We start from the raw sequence: 14,965 nt of genomic DNA on the forward strand, positions 1-14,965 counted from the left end.
ATTTCATTCGTTCAAGGATCAGAACCGTGACAGAGCCCGAGCCGATCGAGGCGAACAAGATTCCGCTGGGCAGCAACGTGTATGTCGATGAGACCAAAGCCCGCGGCTACGTCCTCGCCGTGGTGTTCGTCCCACCGCGCGACGTGCACAAGCTGCGCGCCTCGCTGCGTAACCTACGCGCACGCGGAAGCCGGAGCATTCACTTCCACAAGGCGAACAATGCTCAGCGAGCAGCCGTGATCGACGCTCTGACAGTTCACGATGCGAATGCCATGATCATCACGAACCGCACCGACCCCAAGAAGCGTCCCCGCGAGGCGTCGATCCGTGCTCTCGCCCGACAAGCGGTGATGCTCGAAGCTGCACTGATCGTCCTTGAACGAGACCAGACGGTCGAACGCGACGACCGTCGCTGGCTGTTCGAGGAGCTCAACAAGACCGCCGTACGTTACGAGCACCGCGACCGGCACGAGGATGCCTTGCTCTGGGCCGCAGACGCGATTGCCTGGTGCTGGCAGCACGGCAGTGCGTGGAAGCAGCGAGTGACACCACTCATCAGTGAGCAGATCGATGCGCGCCGTCATTCGTCCGACCCGCGCTAGACAGCGCGAAGCCCGGGCCACCCGCCTAATCGGGCAGGCTCCCGGGCTCACTTCTCAGGGCTATTGCCCATCGCACTTCCCATACTACTGACGCCCCTCAGTTCCACAAGTAACTCCTGATCGGAGCAGACGTCCCCTTCGGTGTCGCGCACATCACGGGACGTGTTGCGGCCTTTCACCCGGTGAAGAACGATGTCACGGCACCGTCGGCCGGCGGTGCGCGGTCCATCAGGGGGAATCGGCAGCATGACGCGAAGCAGCACGGTACAGCGCGCGATCATCATCGGAACGATGGCCTTGGCCACCGCGCTCACCGTGCCGTCAACGGCTGCCACTACCGCCGTCAGTCAGGCTGAGACGACCAAGACCGAGCAACTCTCCCCGGAGAAACAGGCAGCCCTCCAGCCCGCGGTCGACCATGCGGCCGACGCCGCCACGGAGCTCGCGTCGGTCCCGGGCTTCGCAGGGGTCGCCGTCGACTACGGCTCCGCGGAGGTGACCGTCTCCTGGAAGGGCGAGGTCCCGCCGTCGATCAGCGAGCTGGAGGCGCAAGCGCCCGACGGAGTGACCGTGGACGTCAGGCAGGCGGCCCTCAGCGAGGCCGACCTGCGGGTGGCGAGCACCCGGCTGATGGACAGCCAGCGGGCGCTGCAGGGTCCCGACGTCGTGATCGCCGCCCTCCCTGCCGAGAACTACGCCGGCCTCGTCGCCGAGGTCGGGCACGGCTCGAGCCCCGCCCGGACGAGCTGGCTCGCGGGCAAGCTCCAGCGGGCCGCGGGAGTGCCGGTCCGGATAGAGGTCGTCAACACCGAGGTCCATCCCACCGGAACGACGCGGCGCGACGACGGCGCTCCGTGGCACGCCGGCGGAGCCATGGCGACGCCGGACGGGACCGACTACTGCACGACCGGCTTCCCGATCATCGACTCCGCGGGACGGCACCGGATCATCAGCGCCGCGCACTGCAACGAGGGCGTCGGGTCGTTCGTCCGCGACGGCGCCGGCCAGCCGCTGGGCAAGGTCACGCACCACTCCCCGGCCATCGATGCCCAGGCCATCGCACCATTCGACCCCCCGAAGGCAACGCACGCGGCGGTGTTCGGCGGTCCGTGGAACGCGTCGCCCGCCAACTCGCGCTACCGGTTCCCGATCGCCGGGGTGCAGCGGCCCGCCGTCGGGCAGGTCATCTGCGCTTCCGGGGCGGTGACCGGTGAGCACTGCGGCGCCCGGATCCGCGCCACCAACGTCGCGTGGAGCTGCGGTGAGCGCACCTGCCACGGGTTCCGGGCGAGCCGGGACGACGGCGGCGTGGTGGTCGGCGGCGGCGACAGCGGCGGCCCGATCTACGCGGTCAGCAACGGGCGGGCCTACGCCCGCGGCATGATCGACGGCGGTTCGAACCAGCGCAGCTGCGGTAAGACGTCGGTGTCCACCCGGTGCTTCTCGTACGTGTACGGCATCCCGATGGTGGACATCCTGAACGCCTGGGACGCGCGCCTCGACAGCTGACTGCGTTTCCGCGAAGTAGAGCGCCTGTCCGAGTCTCCCTGACACACTCAGGCAGACTCGGACAGGCGCTCTACTTCGCGGAAACGGCTCAGGCCTTCGTCACCGATACCGTCCGCTCGGCCCCGGCGGTCCCGGCGGTCACCGTGAGCGATGTCGCCAGCGTCTCGCGGGAGATCAGCTCGCGGTGCTCCTCGACAGCGGTCACCCACTCGGCCGGAACCGTCAGGTCGAGCGCGATCCGGTCGGCGACCTGCAGGCCCTCGGCCTTGCGCTCGTCCTGTACGTCGCGCACCACGTCACGGGCGTATCCCTCGGCACGTAGCGCTTCGTCGAGCGTGAGATCGAGGACGACGAAACCGCCGTCAGGCATAACTGCTACAGCAAACGGCGGCGCGGATCCCTCAGAAGTAACGATTGCACCAGGCGCGTCGCCAGCGACCACCGCCAAGTCGTACTCCGACTCCAGAAGTTCCACGGCGCCATCTGCAGTCGCGACCACCACGACACCGGAATCAGTCTTGGACCAATTGCCTGACTTTGCCGCCTTGATCACTGCCTGCACCCCACGCCCGAGCCGTGGACCCGCGGCACGGGCATTGACGTTGAGTCGCTCGACAATGCCAAATTGCTTCGCTTCCTCGTCCTGGGTACTGATGAGCCGGACCTCCTTGACGTTCAGCTCCGTCGCCATCAGCCCGGTGAACGGCGCGACGCCGTCCGGGTCCGCCACGGCCACGACGAGCGAACGCAGCGGCTGCCGCACGCGCAGCTTGTTCGCCTTGCGCAGCGCCAGCGTCTGCGACACCACTGCCCGCGCGGACTCGACGGCTGCGACGAGGGCGTCGTCGGCCACCAGGGTCTCGACCACCGGGAAGTCCGCCAGGTGCACCGAGCGCCCACCGGTCAGGCCGCGCCAGACCTCCTCCGTGAGCAGCGGTGCCAGCGGCGCCATCACGCGGCACAGCACCTCGAGCGCCGTCGACAGGGTGTCGAAGGCGTCGGCGTCCTCGGCCCAGAACCGGTCGCGCTGCGTGCGCACGTACCAGTTGGTCAGGGCGTCAAGGTACTGGCGCACAGTGTCGCAGGCCCCGGCGATGTCGTAGCCGTCGAGCTGTTCGGTCACGTCAGCGACCAGCCCGCGCGTACGCGCGAGCAGGTAGCGGTCCATGACCGGCAGCCCGGCCACGCGCTCGGGCGTCAGCGGCTGCGCCGCGTAGCCCGCGCCGTCCCCGGCGGCGTTGGCGTACAGCGTGAAGAAGTAGTACGTGCTCCACAGCGGCAGCAGCACCTGGCGGACTGCGTCGCGGATGCCGTCCTCGGTGACCACGAGGTTGCCGCCGCGCAGGATCGGCGACGACATGAGGAACCAGCGCATCGCGTCGGACCCGTCACGGTCGAAGACCTCGTTGACGTCCGGGTAGTTCTTCAGCGACTTGGACATCTTGCGGCCGTCGGAGCCCAGCACGATGCCGTGCGAGAGCGCCGTCTGGAAGGACGGCCGGTCGAACAGGGCGGTGGCCAGCACGTGCAGCGTGTAGAACCAGCCGCGCGTCTGCCCGATGTACTCGACGATGAAGTCGCCCGGGTAGTGGTGCTCGAACCAGTCGGCGTTCTCGAACGGGTAGTGCACCTGCGCGTACGGCATCGAGCCGGAGTCGAACCAGACGTCCAGCACGTCCTCGACGCGGCGCATCGTGGACTGCCCCGTCGGGTCGTCCGGGTTGGGCCGCGTCAGGTCGTCGACGAACGGGCGGTGCAGGTCCGGGTTGCCGTCCTTGTCCTGCGGCACCCGACCGAAGTCACGCTCGATCTCCGCGAACGACCCGTACACGTCGATGCGGGGGTAGGCCGGGTCGTCCGACTTCCAGACCGGCACCGGCGAGCCCCAGAAGCGGTTGCGCGTGATCGACCAGTCGCGCGCGTTCTCCAGCCACTTGCCGAACTGACCCTGCTTGATGTGGTCGGGCACCCAGGTGATCTGCTCGTTCAGCTCGACCATGCGGTCCTTGAACTTCGACACCTCGACGAACCACGAGGACACACCCATGTAGATCAGCGGCTGGCGGCAGCGCCAGCAGTGCGGGTACGAGTGCGCGTACTGCTCGCGGCGCAGCAGCACGGTGCCCGACGTCGTCCGCCCCGCCTCGTCGTCCGCCGCACCCCGCGTGCGGGCCTTGAGATGGTCCATGATCGCCGCGTTCGCGTCGAAGACCTGCAGCCCGGCGTACTCCTCGACGGGGAAGGTGAAGCGCCCGTCGGCCCCAACAGGGATGACCGGCTCCACGCCCTCGCGGTCGCTGACCTGCTTGTCCTCCTCACCGAACGCGCCGGCGTTGTGGACGAGGCCCGTACCGTCGGTGGTGGTGACGAAGTCGGCCTCGACCACGCGGTGCGCGCCCGTGTGGCCCTCGTAGTAGGCGAAGGGCGGCGCGTAGGCGGCGCCCAGGAGGTCGCTGCCCTTGAGGCGTCCGACGACGTTCGGTGCCACTCGCTCACCGTCAGGGCCCTCGGCGCCAAGTTCCCGTGCGTAGGAGTCCACACGGGCCTCCGCGAGGACGTACCGCTGCGGGCTGCCGGTGAAGGACGACTCGACGATCGCGTAGTCGACGTCCGGGCCGACCATGACGAGCAGGTTGGAGGGCAGGGTCCACGGCGTCGTGGTCCAGATGAGCAGGTGGTCGCCGGTACGGAGCACGTCCGCCTTCTCCGGCACCTCCGTCACCGCGAACCCGACGGTCACCGCCGGGTCCTGCCGCTGCTGGTAGACGTCGTCGTCCATGCGCAGCTCGTGGTTGCTCAGCGGGGTCTGGTCGTTCCAGCAGTAGGGCAGCACGCGGAAGCCCTCGTAGATGAGGCCCTTGTCGAACAGCGACTTGAAGGCCCAGAGCACCGACTCCATGAACGTCGGGTTCAGCGTCTTGTAGTCGTTGTCGAAGTCCACCCAGCGGGCCTGGCGCGTCACGTACGTGCGCCACTCGTCGGTGTACTTGAGCACGCTGGAACGGCAGGCCTCGTTGAACTTGTCGATGCCGAGCTCGACGATCTCGTCCTTGGTCTTGATCCCGAGCTGGCTCATCGCCTCCAGCTCCGCGGGCAGGCCGTGCGTGTCCCAGCCGAAGCGGCGCTCGACCCGCTGCCCCTTCATGGTCCGGTAGCGCGGTACGACGTCCTTGGCGTACCCGGTCAGCAGGTGGCCGTAGTGCGGCAGGCCGTTGGCGAACGGCGGGCCGTCGTAGAAGACGAACTCGTTGCTGCCGTTCTCGCCGGCCGGTCGGGCCTCGACGGACGCGCGGAAGGTGTCGTCCTTCTCCCAGTACTCGAGGACGTCGCGCTCGAGGTCGGGCAGGCTGGGCGATGCGGGCACGGGGGTGGTGGCGTCGCTCGGACGGTGCAGCGGATAGGCCATGATTCTTCTGGCTCCTGGCGGTTCAGCGGTTCGGCAGCAGGTGGACTTCTTGGTGCTTCTGCTGCGAGGACGCCGCACCTGGGTGCGCCGCGGTACCACCCCGCTTGCCGCTCGCTCCCGCGTGCGGCCGCTCGTTGACGGCTGTGACGGGCCTACCCGTCCGGTTCTACTGGGGTTCCCGCTGCCTGACGGCGGCAGGGTGACCTGTTCTTCCGGAGGCTCACCGGTGATAGCCGGGTCGATGCCTATGAGGCAATCGTACCGGGCTGCGGCAACCGGAAAAGTGCAGGGCGTGCAACCCGATAGTGCCCCGCGTGCGTCCAGGGGGCATGAACGCAATCAGCCAAGCGACCGGTCCGCCGGTCGGCACAGCGGTCGGCGCCCCCTTGCGGGCCGTGCCGGAGCCCGGAGCCGCCCTGACCACCACAGACGTCCCGGCCGGTGCACCGGAGTTCTCGGTGGTCCGCACCGGGGTGTCGGCGGAGGAGCAGTTCCGGCTCTTCGCCGTCGAGAGCACGGCCGCGCTGCACCGCATCGCCTACCTCCTGTGCGGCGACGACCACCGTGCCCACGACCTCACCCAGATCGCGCTCGAGCGGACCTACCGGCACTGGTCCCGGCTCAAGGACGGCAACCCGTTCGCGTACGCCCGGCGGGTGCTGGCCACCGCACGGATCGACGGCTGGCGGCGCACCCGGCGCGAGATCCTGCAGTCGCCCGAGGACGTCGTCGTCGCGCAGGAGGCGAGCCGCTCCCCCGCGCTCGACAGCGGGAACCAGGTCGCCGAGCGGGAGCGTCTGGTGCGTGCGCTGCGCAGGCTCGGCCCCGGCCAGCGCCGGGTGGTCGTGCTGCGCCATCTGCTCGACCGGTCCGAGGCCGACGTCGCCGAGGAGCTCGGCGTCAGCATCGGAAACGTGAAGTCCCAAGGCGCACGCGGCCTCGCCCGCCTGCGTGAGCTGCTCTCGGAAGGACAGGACACATGAACGACCACTCCACCACCACACCGGTCGACGAGAGCTGGGTGGCGCACCTGCGCGACCTCAGCACCGGCGTCACGGCGCCCACGGTGGCCAATCCCCATGCCATGTCGCGCGTGGCGATCCGCCACACCCGGACCCGCCGCGCGGTCCTCGCGACCGGTGGCGGCGTGCTGACGGTCGCGGCCGTCGCGGGGGCGGCCTTCGCCCTCGGCGGCCCGACGGCGCCGGGCGTGCTCCTGCCGGGCGGGACCCCGGCGTCGTCGGCGTCGGCAGACCCGTCGGCGTCGGCGGAGGAGCGGCAGGAGCTTTCGCAGTCGGACCTGCCCGGGGGATGGCACGAGCACGAGCTGGAGGGCCTCATGTATGCCCTGCCGCCCGAGATCGTGACCAGCGGCCCCGTGCAGGACGAGCCGGGGGTCACCTCGGACATGTGGCACAGCAGCGAGGACCCCGACTCGCCGCCGTTCTTCTACATGGCCTACTACGACGAGGGCTCCGAGTCCCCGGCCTGGCCGGACATCGCCGACAAGCCCGGCGGCGAGCAGCTCGAGGTCCCCGGCGCGAGGCGCGCCACCGCGCACGACGTCAGCGCCCTGGCTGCGGGCCTGCCCGAGGGCAACGTCGCCGACGACGAGAAGGGGCCGACGATGCTGCTTCTCGAACCGACGTCCGGCGCGGGCGCCTACATGATCAGCCTGAACCTCCCCCCGGAGACGTCCGAGGAATTCGTCGAAGCCTTCGCGGCGACCCTCGTCCTGAGCTGACCGACCGCCGCCGGTCAGCCGGTGGGCGGACGATGACCATGCACTTGCTGCCAGGCCGAGCCCGGATCTGGCAGCAGGTGCATGGTCATCCTCCAGCCCTGTGGATAACAAGGGCCATCAAGAGGCACCGTCGTATCTAATTGGTCATGTGCCGAAGAAGATCCCTGTCCCACCGAGGTTGCTGAGTCTCGCGCGCGAGCAGGCCGGCCTCGTGTCGTCCCTGCAGTGCGACGCCGTCGGCGTCGGACCGTCGAGGCGCCGCAACCTCGTCACCGGCGGCTCGTGGCGGCGAGTGACACGCGGAGTCTTCGACACCGGCGACGTTCTGAGCACCCTGCACCCCTACGATGTGGACCGGCTCCGGTCAGCCTGGACCGCGCTGCTGGCCAACCGCCGGTCCATCGCGGTCGGCGCGTGCGCTCTGGCGCTGCACGGGGTCAAAGGGCTTCCTCGTCGGATCCTTCCCGAAGCGACATTTGCTCGTGGTGTCGCGCGCAAGTCCCGGGACGGAATCATGTTCCGGCAGTACGCAGCGGGGCTGGAGACGGTCGAGATCTCCGGCCGCAAGGTGGTGACGGTGGAGCGAGCGCTGGCCCAGGCGCTGCCGACGCTGACCCGCGACCAGGCGGTCGCATGCCTGGACAACGCGCTGAACCAGGGCTTGATCCGGACGGAGGACCTCGCAAGGATCCGCAGTCAGCTGGTGAACCGCAAGGGATCGGTCGCGGTCATCGCTTTGCTGCCGCTGGCCGACGGCCGGGCGGAATCACCGCCCGAGAGCCACGCACGGCTGCGGTGCCACGACGCCGGCATCGCGCCCGACGACCTGCAGCGTGATTTCTTCGATGCCCGGGGCCGCTTCCTGGGCCGAGCCGACCTCGTCTGGTACCTCGGCGACGGACGTTGGCTGATCGTCGAGATCGACTCGCACGAGTTCCACGGGGCGGATCGCCAGGTGCGGCATGACGCGACGCGGCAGAACGGGCTGGTCAGCGAGGGGCAGAACATCGTCCTTCGGTTCTTCCCGGGTCACGTGACCGGCGGCCACTTCGCCGGTGAGGTCGCTCAGATCCTGCGCCAGGAGGGCTGGCTGCCCGGCCGGGCGCTCCCGCCGCGGCCGTCCCGCCGTCGGGCGGCCCGCGCGAGATGACCATGCACCTGCTGCCAGGCTGAGCCCGGATCTGGCAGCAGGTGCATGGTCATCTTGTGGTCAGGCAACGGGTCGGACGGCGTCCGCGCCGGCCGGCTCGGCTGCCGGGGTGGCAGCCGGCTCGGCATCCGGCTCGACGGCCGGGTCGCTGCCCTCCGGACCGTCACCCGGGGCCTCCTGGTAGCGGCGGCTCAGCAGGCGGTAGTACTTGCTCGACAGGGCGTAGCCCGTCAGCACCAGGCCGAGCACCGCGATCAGGATGAACACCAGCGCGATCCCGCGCGCGTCGCCCGTGCCGAACCAGTCGCCGATCCAGCGGGCGCCCGTGCCGCCCTCGCGCATGAAGGGGATGAAGAAGAACTGGGTGAGCGGGCTGATCAGGAACGCCGTCAGCGGCGACGCCGCCTGCTCCAGCGACTGCGCGAATCCGAACACCCGGCCCTGCCGCTCGTACGGGACCACCTTCTGCAGCACCGTCTGCTCGGAGGCCTCGACGTACGGCATCGCGATCATGTACGCCGCCAGCCCCGCGACGAGCCAGACCACCGACGCCTGCATCGGGAAGACCACCGTGACGGCCCACAACCCCAGGTTGACGAGGAGGATGGTGCGTACCGGGTTGGACCCGAGGCCGGTGCGGGCGATGAGCAGGCCCGACACGATCATCAGCGCGCTCAGCCCGCCCCAGACGAAGCCCCACGCCTGCACGGACATCATCGACAGCCCGTACGCGTCCATGAGCGCCATGAACCCGCCGCCCAGCACGTTGTTCAGCGCGGTGAAGGCGATGAGCGCCCACATGCCGGGGATGCGTCCGACGACCTTCATGGTGCCCTTGAGGTCGACCTTCCGCGGCTCCCCCTCGGCCGCCGCGTGCGACAACACCTCCGGGACCTTGATGAAGTGCATGTGCACCAGCGCCACGGCGAGGACACCGATCGCCAGGATGAGGCAGGTCCGCATGCCGTCGAACGCGACGAGGAGCCCGCTGATCACCGACGTCACGAGGAAGGAGACGCCTGTGACCGTCCCCACCAGGCCGTTGGCACGGTCGCGGAGGGACTCGTCGAAGAGGGCGGTGACGACCGTCGGCAGCGCGATCGAGCGGAGGTTTCCGGCGATGACGCCGCACATGAGCAGCACGACGAGCACCCACAGCCGCACGCTGCCCGGGTCCGTCCACTCGTCGGCCGGGGTGGCGAGGTAGATGACCAGGCACGTCACGTAGAAGGTGATGGAGACCAGGGCGGACGCCTGCATCACGGTCTTCTTGCGGTGGTGGTCCACGAGGCTGCCGAACCACACCCCCGTGCTGACCATCGCCACGAGGAACAGGCCGGCGATCACGCCGGTGGCGAAGACCGAGCGGGTCTGCAGGAACACGAAGAAGGTGATGGCGAACCACACCGTGAAGTTGATGACCCCCGCGAGCAGCACGTTCATCAGCAGCTGGACGAACGTCCGGACGGTCGGGTCGGACAGGTGGAGACGCGGGGCGTCGGCGTCGGTGACGGGCGGATCGGTGCTCATGGGAGTACTCCAGTACCTGAACGATGGTTAAGGTCAAGCGTTGGCTCGCACCTCGCGTTCATCATGTCGACGACGCACACGACCAAAACTCATCGCCGACGGCACCGTTCGCTACGGCCGCGGTACCGCCGCGAGCGCCGACTGCCCCAGCCACACCGGCAGCTCCCTGCGCGCGTCGGCGGGCCCGTCCAGGCTCACGACCTCGCCGCGCAGCGCCACCTGCCACGACAGGTCGCCCCGCCACACCCGGACCAGCGTGCGCAGCGCGGCCGACACGGTCACCGTCGCCTCGAACCCGGGGTCGTAGTCGCAGACGTCGACCTCGCCGTCGCGGACCACGAGCCACCAGTGCGCTACGGGCGCGGGGACGCCGTCGAGCCGGAACGCGACCACCGTGCGCTCGCGCGGCCAGGCCGCGACGGGCACCGTGCGCCGCATGTCCCACATGAGGAGGTGCGGGTCCAGGTCGGCCTCACCGAGCCCGCCGACCCAACGCGCTCCCCACGTGCCGAGGCTCTCGACGAGCGGACGCAGCTCCTCACCCGCCTGGGTCAGCCGGTACCCGGGATGGCCGTCCACCTCGTAGCGCCGCACGACACCGCCGCGTTCGAGCGAGCGCAGCCGCTTGGCGAGCAGCGCGGGGGACATCTTCGGGACGCCGCGCCGCAGCTCGTTGAACCGGGTGCTGCCAGCGAGCAGCTCGCGGACCACGAGGAGCGTCCACCGCTCGTCGAGCACCTCCATGGCCTTGGCCACAGGGCAGAACTGGCCGTACGTCGTCATGAAGCCTCCTCGCCGGGCCCCCGCGCGTCCAGTCAACGCCCGGCCGGGACGGCGCACCAGTACAGAACGAGAACCTCACCCGGTACAGACGCAGCACTGGAGGGTCCGTGTCTCCCGGGCGGACAGTGGGACTCCCAGAACCTCCGGGCCCAGAACATCCCGAAAAGGAGCCAGTCCCATGACCGACACCGTCGTCGTCCCGCCCGACGTCCTCACCGCCGTCCGCACCAAGCATCGCGCCCTGTGGGCGGCCGGCAACTACCCCGTGCTCGCCGCGGAGGTGATCCCCGCCCTCGGGCCCGTCCTGGTGGAGGCGGCCGGCGTGCGGCCGGGCGACCACGTGCTCGACGTCGCGGCGGGCTCCGGCAACGCCGCCATCCCCGCCGCGCTCGCCGGCGCGCACGTGATCGCCTCGGACCTGACGCCCGAGCTGTTCGACGCCGGCCGGGCCGCGGCCGCTGCGAGCGGCGCCGAGCTGACGTGGGCGGAGGCCGACGCCCACGCCCTCCCGTTCGACGACGCGGCGTTCGACCGCGTGCTGTCGTGCGTCGGGGTCATGTTCGCCCCGTTCCATCGGACGGCGGCCGCCGAGCTGCTCCGGGTCACCCGCCCGGGCGGGACTATCGGTCTCATCGCGTGGACGCCGTCCGGGTTCATCGGCCAGATGTTCGCCGCGATGAAGCCGTACGCGCCGGCCCCGCCGCCCGGCGCCGAGCCGCCGGTGCTGTGGGGCGACGAGGCGCACGTGCGCGCCCTGCTCGGCGACGGCGTCACGGACGTCCACGCCGAGGTGCGCACGCTGCCCGTCGCCCGGTTCTCCTCCGGCACGGAGTTCCGCGACTTCTTCAAGGCCGTGTACGGCCCCACCATCGCGGTCTACCGCAACGTGGCCGACGACGCTGAGCGCACCGCAGCCCTCGACCAGGCCCTCCTGGACCTGGCCGCCCGGTTCCAGGACGCCGACGGCGCCATGGGCTGGGACTACCTGCTCCTGATGGCGACGCGGGCCTGAGGGTCAGCCCACCGACACGTCTACCGTGTGCCAGCCGGTGGCCCCGTCCGGTGCGGGCGGGGCCTCGGCGTCGGTCTGAACCAGTCGGTCGGTGTCCGTGGCCCGCACCGCGAGCGTGTGGTCGCCGGCGTCCAGGTCGAGGGACACCCGCCACTGCCGCCACGTGTCCGTGCCGACGGTCTCGGCGAGCTCTGCGGTGACCCAGTCGCCGTCGTCGGGCCGGACCTCGACCTTGCCGATGCCCGTGTGCTGGGCCCAGGCGACGCCGGCGACCGTCACCGCGCCGGCCGCCACCGACCCGCGGGGCACGTCGATGCGCGACTGCACCTTGATCGGTCCCAGCGCGGACCAGCCGCGCGGGGTCCAGTAGCCCTGGTCGGCATCGAACGTGGTGACCTTGAGCGACGTCACCCACTTGGTCGCGGACACGTACCCGTACAGCCCCGGGACCACGAGCCGCGCCGGGAAACCGTGGTCGACGGGGAGCGGCTCGCCGTTCATGCCGATCGCGAGCAGGCTGGCGCGCTCCGGATCCTGCAGCACCTCGAGCGGCGTGCCAGCGGTGAACCCGTCGTCGCTGCGCGAGAGCACCATGTCGGCGCCCGCCTGCGGCTTCGCACGCTCCAGCAGGGCACGGACCGGGTAGCCGAGCCACAGGGCGTTGCCGATGAGGTCACCGCCCACGGGGTTGCTCACGCAGGCGAGCGTCACGTGGTGCTCCTCGAGCGGCAGGGCGAGGAGCTCGTCCCAGGTGATGGTGAACGGTTCCTCGACCATGCCCTCCACCCTGAGCGACCACTCGGCCGGGTCGAGCTGCGGCACCCGCAGCGCGGTGTCGATGCGGTAGAAGTCGGAGTTGGGCGTGACGTAGGGAGCCAGTCCGTCGAGCTCCAGGTCGGCGCCCGCGGGCACCGGAGGCGCCGTCTCGCGCGCGGCGGGCAGGCGGATCTTGTCGCGGACGGCGCTCACCACCGCCGAGCCCGCCGACACGACGCGCGCACCCGCCAGCGCCAGCACCGCAACACCCGCGGTGATCCCCGTGACCGCGAGGAAACGACGCCGGTCCACCACGGTGCCGGTCTCGGCCCGGAGGTCGGCCACCGGACGCAGGCGAGCGATCGCCGACCGGAGCAGGAGCACCGCGGCGCCGATCCCGACGATGCTGGGCAGCGCCCACAGCGGCGTCGCATCCGGGCGCAGCATGGCGACCGTCGCCCCGACCACCCCGACCGCGCCGATCAGCAGCGCGCCCGACGGCGGCCGGCGCAGCTCCAGCCGGCCCGCGAGCGCCGCTCCGAGGGCCAGCACCACGCCCATCGTCCCGAGGAGGACCGCCTTGTCGTTCGTGCCGAACGCCTGCACGGCGAAGTCCTTGAGCCAGCCGGGAACGGCGTCGATCACCGCGGCGCCACCCGCGAACAGGGTGCTCGCACCGGGGGCGACGAGGGCGGCGACGAACTCCGCGACGGCCAGGCCCGCGGCACCGGCGAGGACGCCGGCGAGGGCGGCCCATAGCGCGTCGTGCGGTGAGCGGTCGGCGCTCGGGGTCGCGGGGGTCTCGGTTGCCTGGGTCATACGCTCAGCGTGGCACGGGTTCCGGTGCGACAGGAGCCCTGGCTCGGCGTCGTTGCCGCGCGGCCGGGCGTCAGGGCCCCGTGGTCAGGACGACGAGTCCGACGCCACGCTTCTCGGGTGCAAGGACCGCGTCGGAGCCGAGCAGCACCTTGTACTCTCCGTCGAACACGTCGGCGCTGGTGCCGATCAGGCCCACGACCTCGCCGTCCTTGCGGAGCACGATCAGGTTGGGCGACGAGACATAGCGCTTTCCCTTCAGCCCTGTCTCGCCGACGACCTCCTCGATCGCCTCCACCGGTTCTCCCTCGGTGAAGAGCGCAGCCTCGTCCCATTCGACGTCGACCACCTCGCTCACCGGTACCGTCGTACCGTCCCGGGCAACCTGCAGGACCGCATCGTTCACGGTGTCGTCGAATGTCAGATCGGGCACGTCTCCACCGGAGATCGAACAACTGGTCAGCGCGCCGGCCAGCACGATCGCGAACACGGCGGCGGTGGTCCTGCGGAGGGTCATGACTCTGCGTCCACATCGTTGAGGTTGGGATCCCGGCCGTCGGCCGGCTCGGTGCCACTCGGGTCGCCGGTGTCGTTCGGCGCGATCTGATGTGCCCGGCGGTCAGATCCCGGTGCCGCGCACGATCTTCGAGTTGTGGGCCTGGGCGCGCGGCCGGATCGTCACCAGGTCGATGTTGACGCGGTCCGGGCGGGACACGGCCCAGGCGATGGTGTCGGCGATGTCGTCGGCCACCAGGGGCGTGTAGCCGTCGTAGACGGCGGCCGCCTTCTCGGCGTCGCCGCCGAACCGGACCAGCGAGAACTCCTCGGTTGCCACGGCCCCCGGGGCGACCTCGATGACGCGTACCGGCTCACCGGCGATCTCCCAGCGCAGCGTCTGGGACAGCATGTGCTCCGCGTGCTTGGCGCCCGTGTAGCCGGCGCCACCCTCGTAAGCGCCCTGGGCGGCTGTCGAGGTCACGTTCACGACATCGGCCACACCCTTGGACGCGCCCGCCTTGCGCAGCAGGGGCAGCACGGCCTTGGTGACGCGCAGCGTGCCGAGCACGTTGATCTCGTACATGCGGCGCCAGTCGTCGACGTCGGCGTTCTCCACGCGGTCCAGGCCGAACGCGCCGCCCGCGTTGTTCACGACGGCGTCGAGCCCGCCGGTCGCGCTGAGGTGGGCCGCAAGGGCCGTCACGGCGGCGTCGTCGGTCAGGTCGACGGCGTAGACCTCGCAGCCGGTCTCGGCGGCGAGCGCCTCCAGCCGGTCGGCTCGGCGAGCCGCCGCGACGACGTCCCAGCCGTCGGCGCGCAGGCGGCGCACGGTCGCCGCCCCGATGCCCGACGACGCCCCGGTCACCAGGGCGCGGCGGTTCGGCGTGGTCTCGGGACGGGTCTCGGGGGCGGTGCTGTCGCTCATGGCCGCACCCTAACCTCGACGGCGGCACGCGGTCGGCCCGGTCCGACGCTGAGAGCGAATCCCCTGGGGCCGCCGGAATCGGCCGGTGTATCGTGACGCCGGGTCGCGGGCCCTGCTTTGGCCCGCCGATGCGGCTCTCGCTGTGAGCCGCTTCCCGCCTGGACGCGAGATGGCGCGTCGCTGCTCACCCCATGACCGTTCCTGGCCGTGGGCTGTTCGTCGACCCCCTGGAGC

13 protein-coding genes are annotated in these 14,965 nt (G+C 70.6%); 6 read left to right on the forward strand and 7 right to left on the reverse strand.

Annotation, left to right across the window (positions count from 1 at the left end; translation table 11 throughout):
* The first annotated feature begins 26 nt into the window (after positions 1-26).
* A complete protein-coding gene (locus AB0F70_RS16550) occupies positions 27-602 on the forward strand; it encodes a hypothetical protein (protein ID WP_357450135.1) in 576 nt (191 codons plus the stop codon).
* 47 nt (positions 603-649) lie between these two features.
* Here the strand turns inward: AB0F70_RS16550 and AB0F70_RS16555 are convergent, their stop codons facing one another.
* Positions 650-907, reverse strand: coding sequence for a hypothetical protein (locus tag AB0F70_RS16555; RefSeq protein ID WP_357450138.1), 258 nt, complete (start codon positions 905-907; stop codon positions 650-652).
* Between AB0F70_RS16555 and AB0F70_RS16560 the strand changes: the two genes are divergently transcribed.
* The gene (locus AB0F70_RS16560) at positions 894-2,111 is read left to right on the forward strand and encodes a hypothetical protein (protein WP_357450141.1); all 1,218 of its coding nucleotides are present in this window, start codon (positions 894-896) and stop codon (positions 2,109-2,111) included. The two genes, AB0F70_RS16555 and AB0F70_RS16560, sit on opposite strands and share 14 nt — an antisense overlap.
* An 88-nt stretch (positions 2,112-2,199) precedes the next feature.
* On the opposite strand, the gene ileS is transcribed toward AB0F70_RS16560, so the two are convergent.
* Positions 2,200-5,517 (reverse strand): isoleucine--tRNA ligase, encoded by a 3,318-nt coding sequence (ileS, locus tag AB0F70_RS16565; RefSeq protein WP_357450144.1) that lies wholly within the window; start codon positions 5,515-5,517, stop codon positions 2,200-2,202.
* Between the two features lie 329 nt (positions 5,518-5,846).
* On the opposite strand from ileS, the gene AB0F70_RS16570 reads away from it, so the two are divergent.
* From AB0F70_RS16570 to AB0F70_RS16580, 3 genes are all read left to right on the forward strand, one after another.
* Positions 5,847-6,500 (forward strand): SigE family RNA polymerase sigma factor, encoded by a 654-nt coding sequence (locus AB0F70_RS16570; RefSeq protein WP_357450148.1) that lies wholly within the window; start codon positions 5,847-5,849, stop codon positions 6,498-6,500.
* On the forward strand, positions 6,497-7,261 hold the full coding sequence (locus AB0F70_RS16575; protein ID WP_357450151.1) for a hypothetical protein: 765 nt from the start codon (positions 6,497-6,499) through the stop codon (positions 7,259-7,261). Before AB0F70_RS16570 ends, AB0F70_RS16575 begins: the two co-directional genes overlap by 4 nt.
* Positions 7,262-7,409: 148 nt before the next feature.
* On the forward strand, positions 7,410-8,411 hold the full coding sequence (locus AB0F70_RS16580; RefSeq protein WP_357450154.1) for a hypothetical protein: 1,002 nt from the start codon (positions 7,410-7,412) through the stop codon (positions 8,409-8,411).
* Positions 8,412-8,471: 60 nt separating this feature from the next.
* Here AB0F70_RS16580 and AB0F70_RS16585 read toward each other — a convergent pair whose 3' ends face one another.
* Both AB0F70_RS16585 and AB0F70_RS16590 read right to left on the reverse strand, forming a co-directional pair.
* Positions 8,472-9,941 (reverse strand): MFS transporter, encoded by a 1,470-nt coding sequence (locus tag AB0F70_RS16585; RefSeq protein WP_357450157.1) that lies wholly within the window; start codon positions 9,939-9,941, stop codon positions 8,472-8,474.
* Positions 9,942-10,052: 111 nt separating this feature from the next.
* Positions 10,053-10,724: a helix-turn-helix domain-containing protein gene (locus AB0F70_RS16590; protein WP_357450160.1), complete on the reverse strand. Its 672-nt coding sequence runs from the start codon at positions 10,722-10,724 to the stop codon at positions 10,053-10,055.
* Positions 10,725-10,902: 178 nt separating this feature from the next.
* Here AB0F70_RS16590 and AB0F70_RS16595 point away from each other — a divergent pair, with 178 nt between their 5' ends.
* Positions 10,903-11,736, forward strand: a complete 834-nt coding sequence (locus tag AB0F70_RS16595; RefSeq protein WP_357450162.1) for a methyltransferase domain-containing protein — start codon at positions 10,903-10,905, stop codon at positions 11,734-11,736.
* A 3-nt stretch (positions 11,737-11,739) separates the two neighbouring features.
* Here the strand turns inward: AB0F70_RS16595 and AB0F70_RS16600 are convergent, their stop codons facing one another.
* The 3 genes from AB0F70_RS16600 to AB0F70_RS16610 all read right to left on the reverse strand — a co-directional run bounded on the left by AB0F70_RS16600 (position 11,740) and on the right by AB0F70_RS16610 (position 14,731).
* Positions 11,740-13,311: a molybdopterin-dependent oxidoreductase gene (locus tag AB0F70_RS16600; RefSeq protein ID WP_357450165.1), complete on the reverse strand. Its 1,572-nt coding sequence runs from the start codon at positions 13,309-13,311 to the stop codon at positions 11,740-11,742.
* A gap of 70 nt (positions 13,312-13,381) precedes the next feature.
* Positions 13,382-13,825 carry a hypothetical protein gene (locus AB0F70_RS16605; RefSeq protein ID WP_357450168.1) on the reverse strand — a complete coding sequence of 148 codons (444 nt, stop codon included), beginning with the start codon at positions 13,823-13,825 and terminating at the stop codon, positions 13,382-13,384.
* Between the two features lie 102 nt (positions 13,826-13,927).
* Complete coding sequence (locus tag AB0F70_RS16610) at positions 13,928-14,731, reverse strand: SDR family oxidoreductase (protein ID WP_357450171.1); 804 nt, start codon at positions 14,729-14,731, stop codon at positions 13,928-13,930.
* Between the last annotated feature and the right edge of the window lie 234 nt (positions 14,732-14,965).

This window comes from Promicromonospora sp. NPDC023805, from assembly GCF_040639635.1.
In the GTDB taxonomy this organism is placed as follows: Bacteria; Actinomycetota; Actinomycetes; order Actinomycetales; family Cellulomonadaceae; genus Promicromonospora.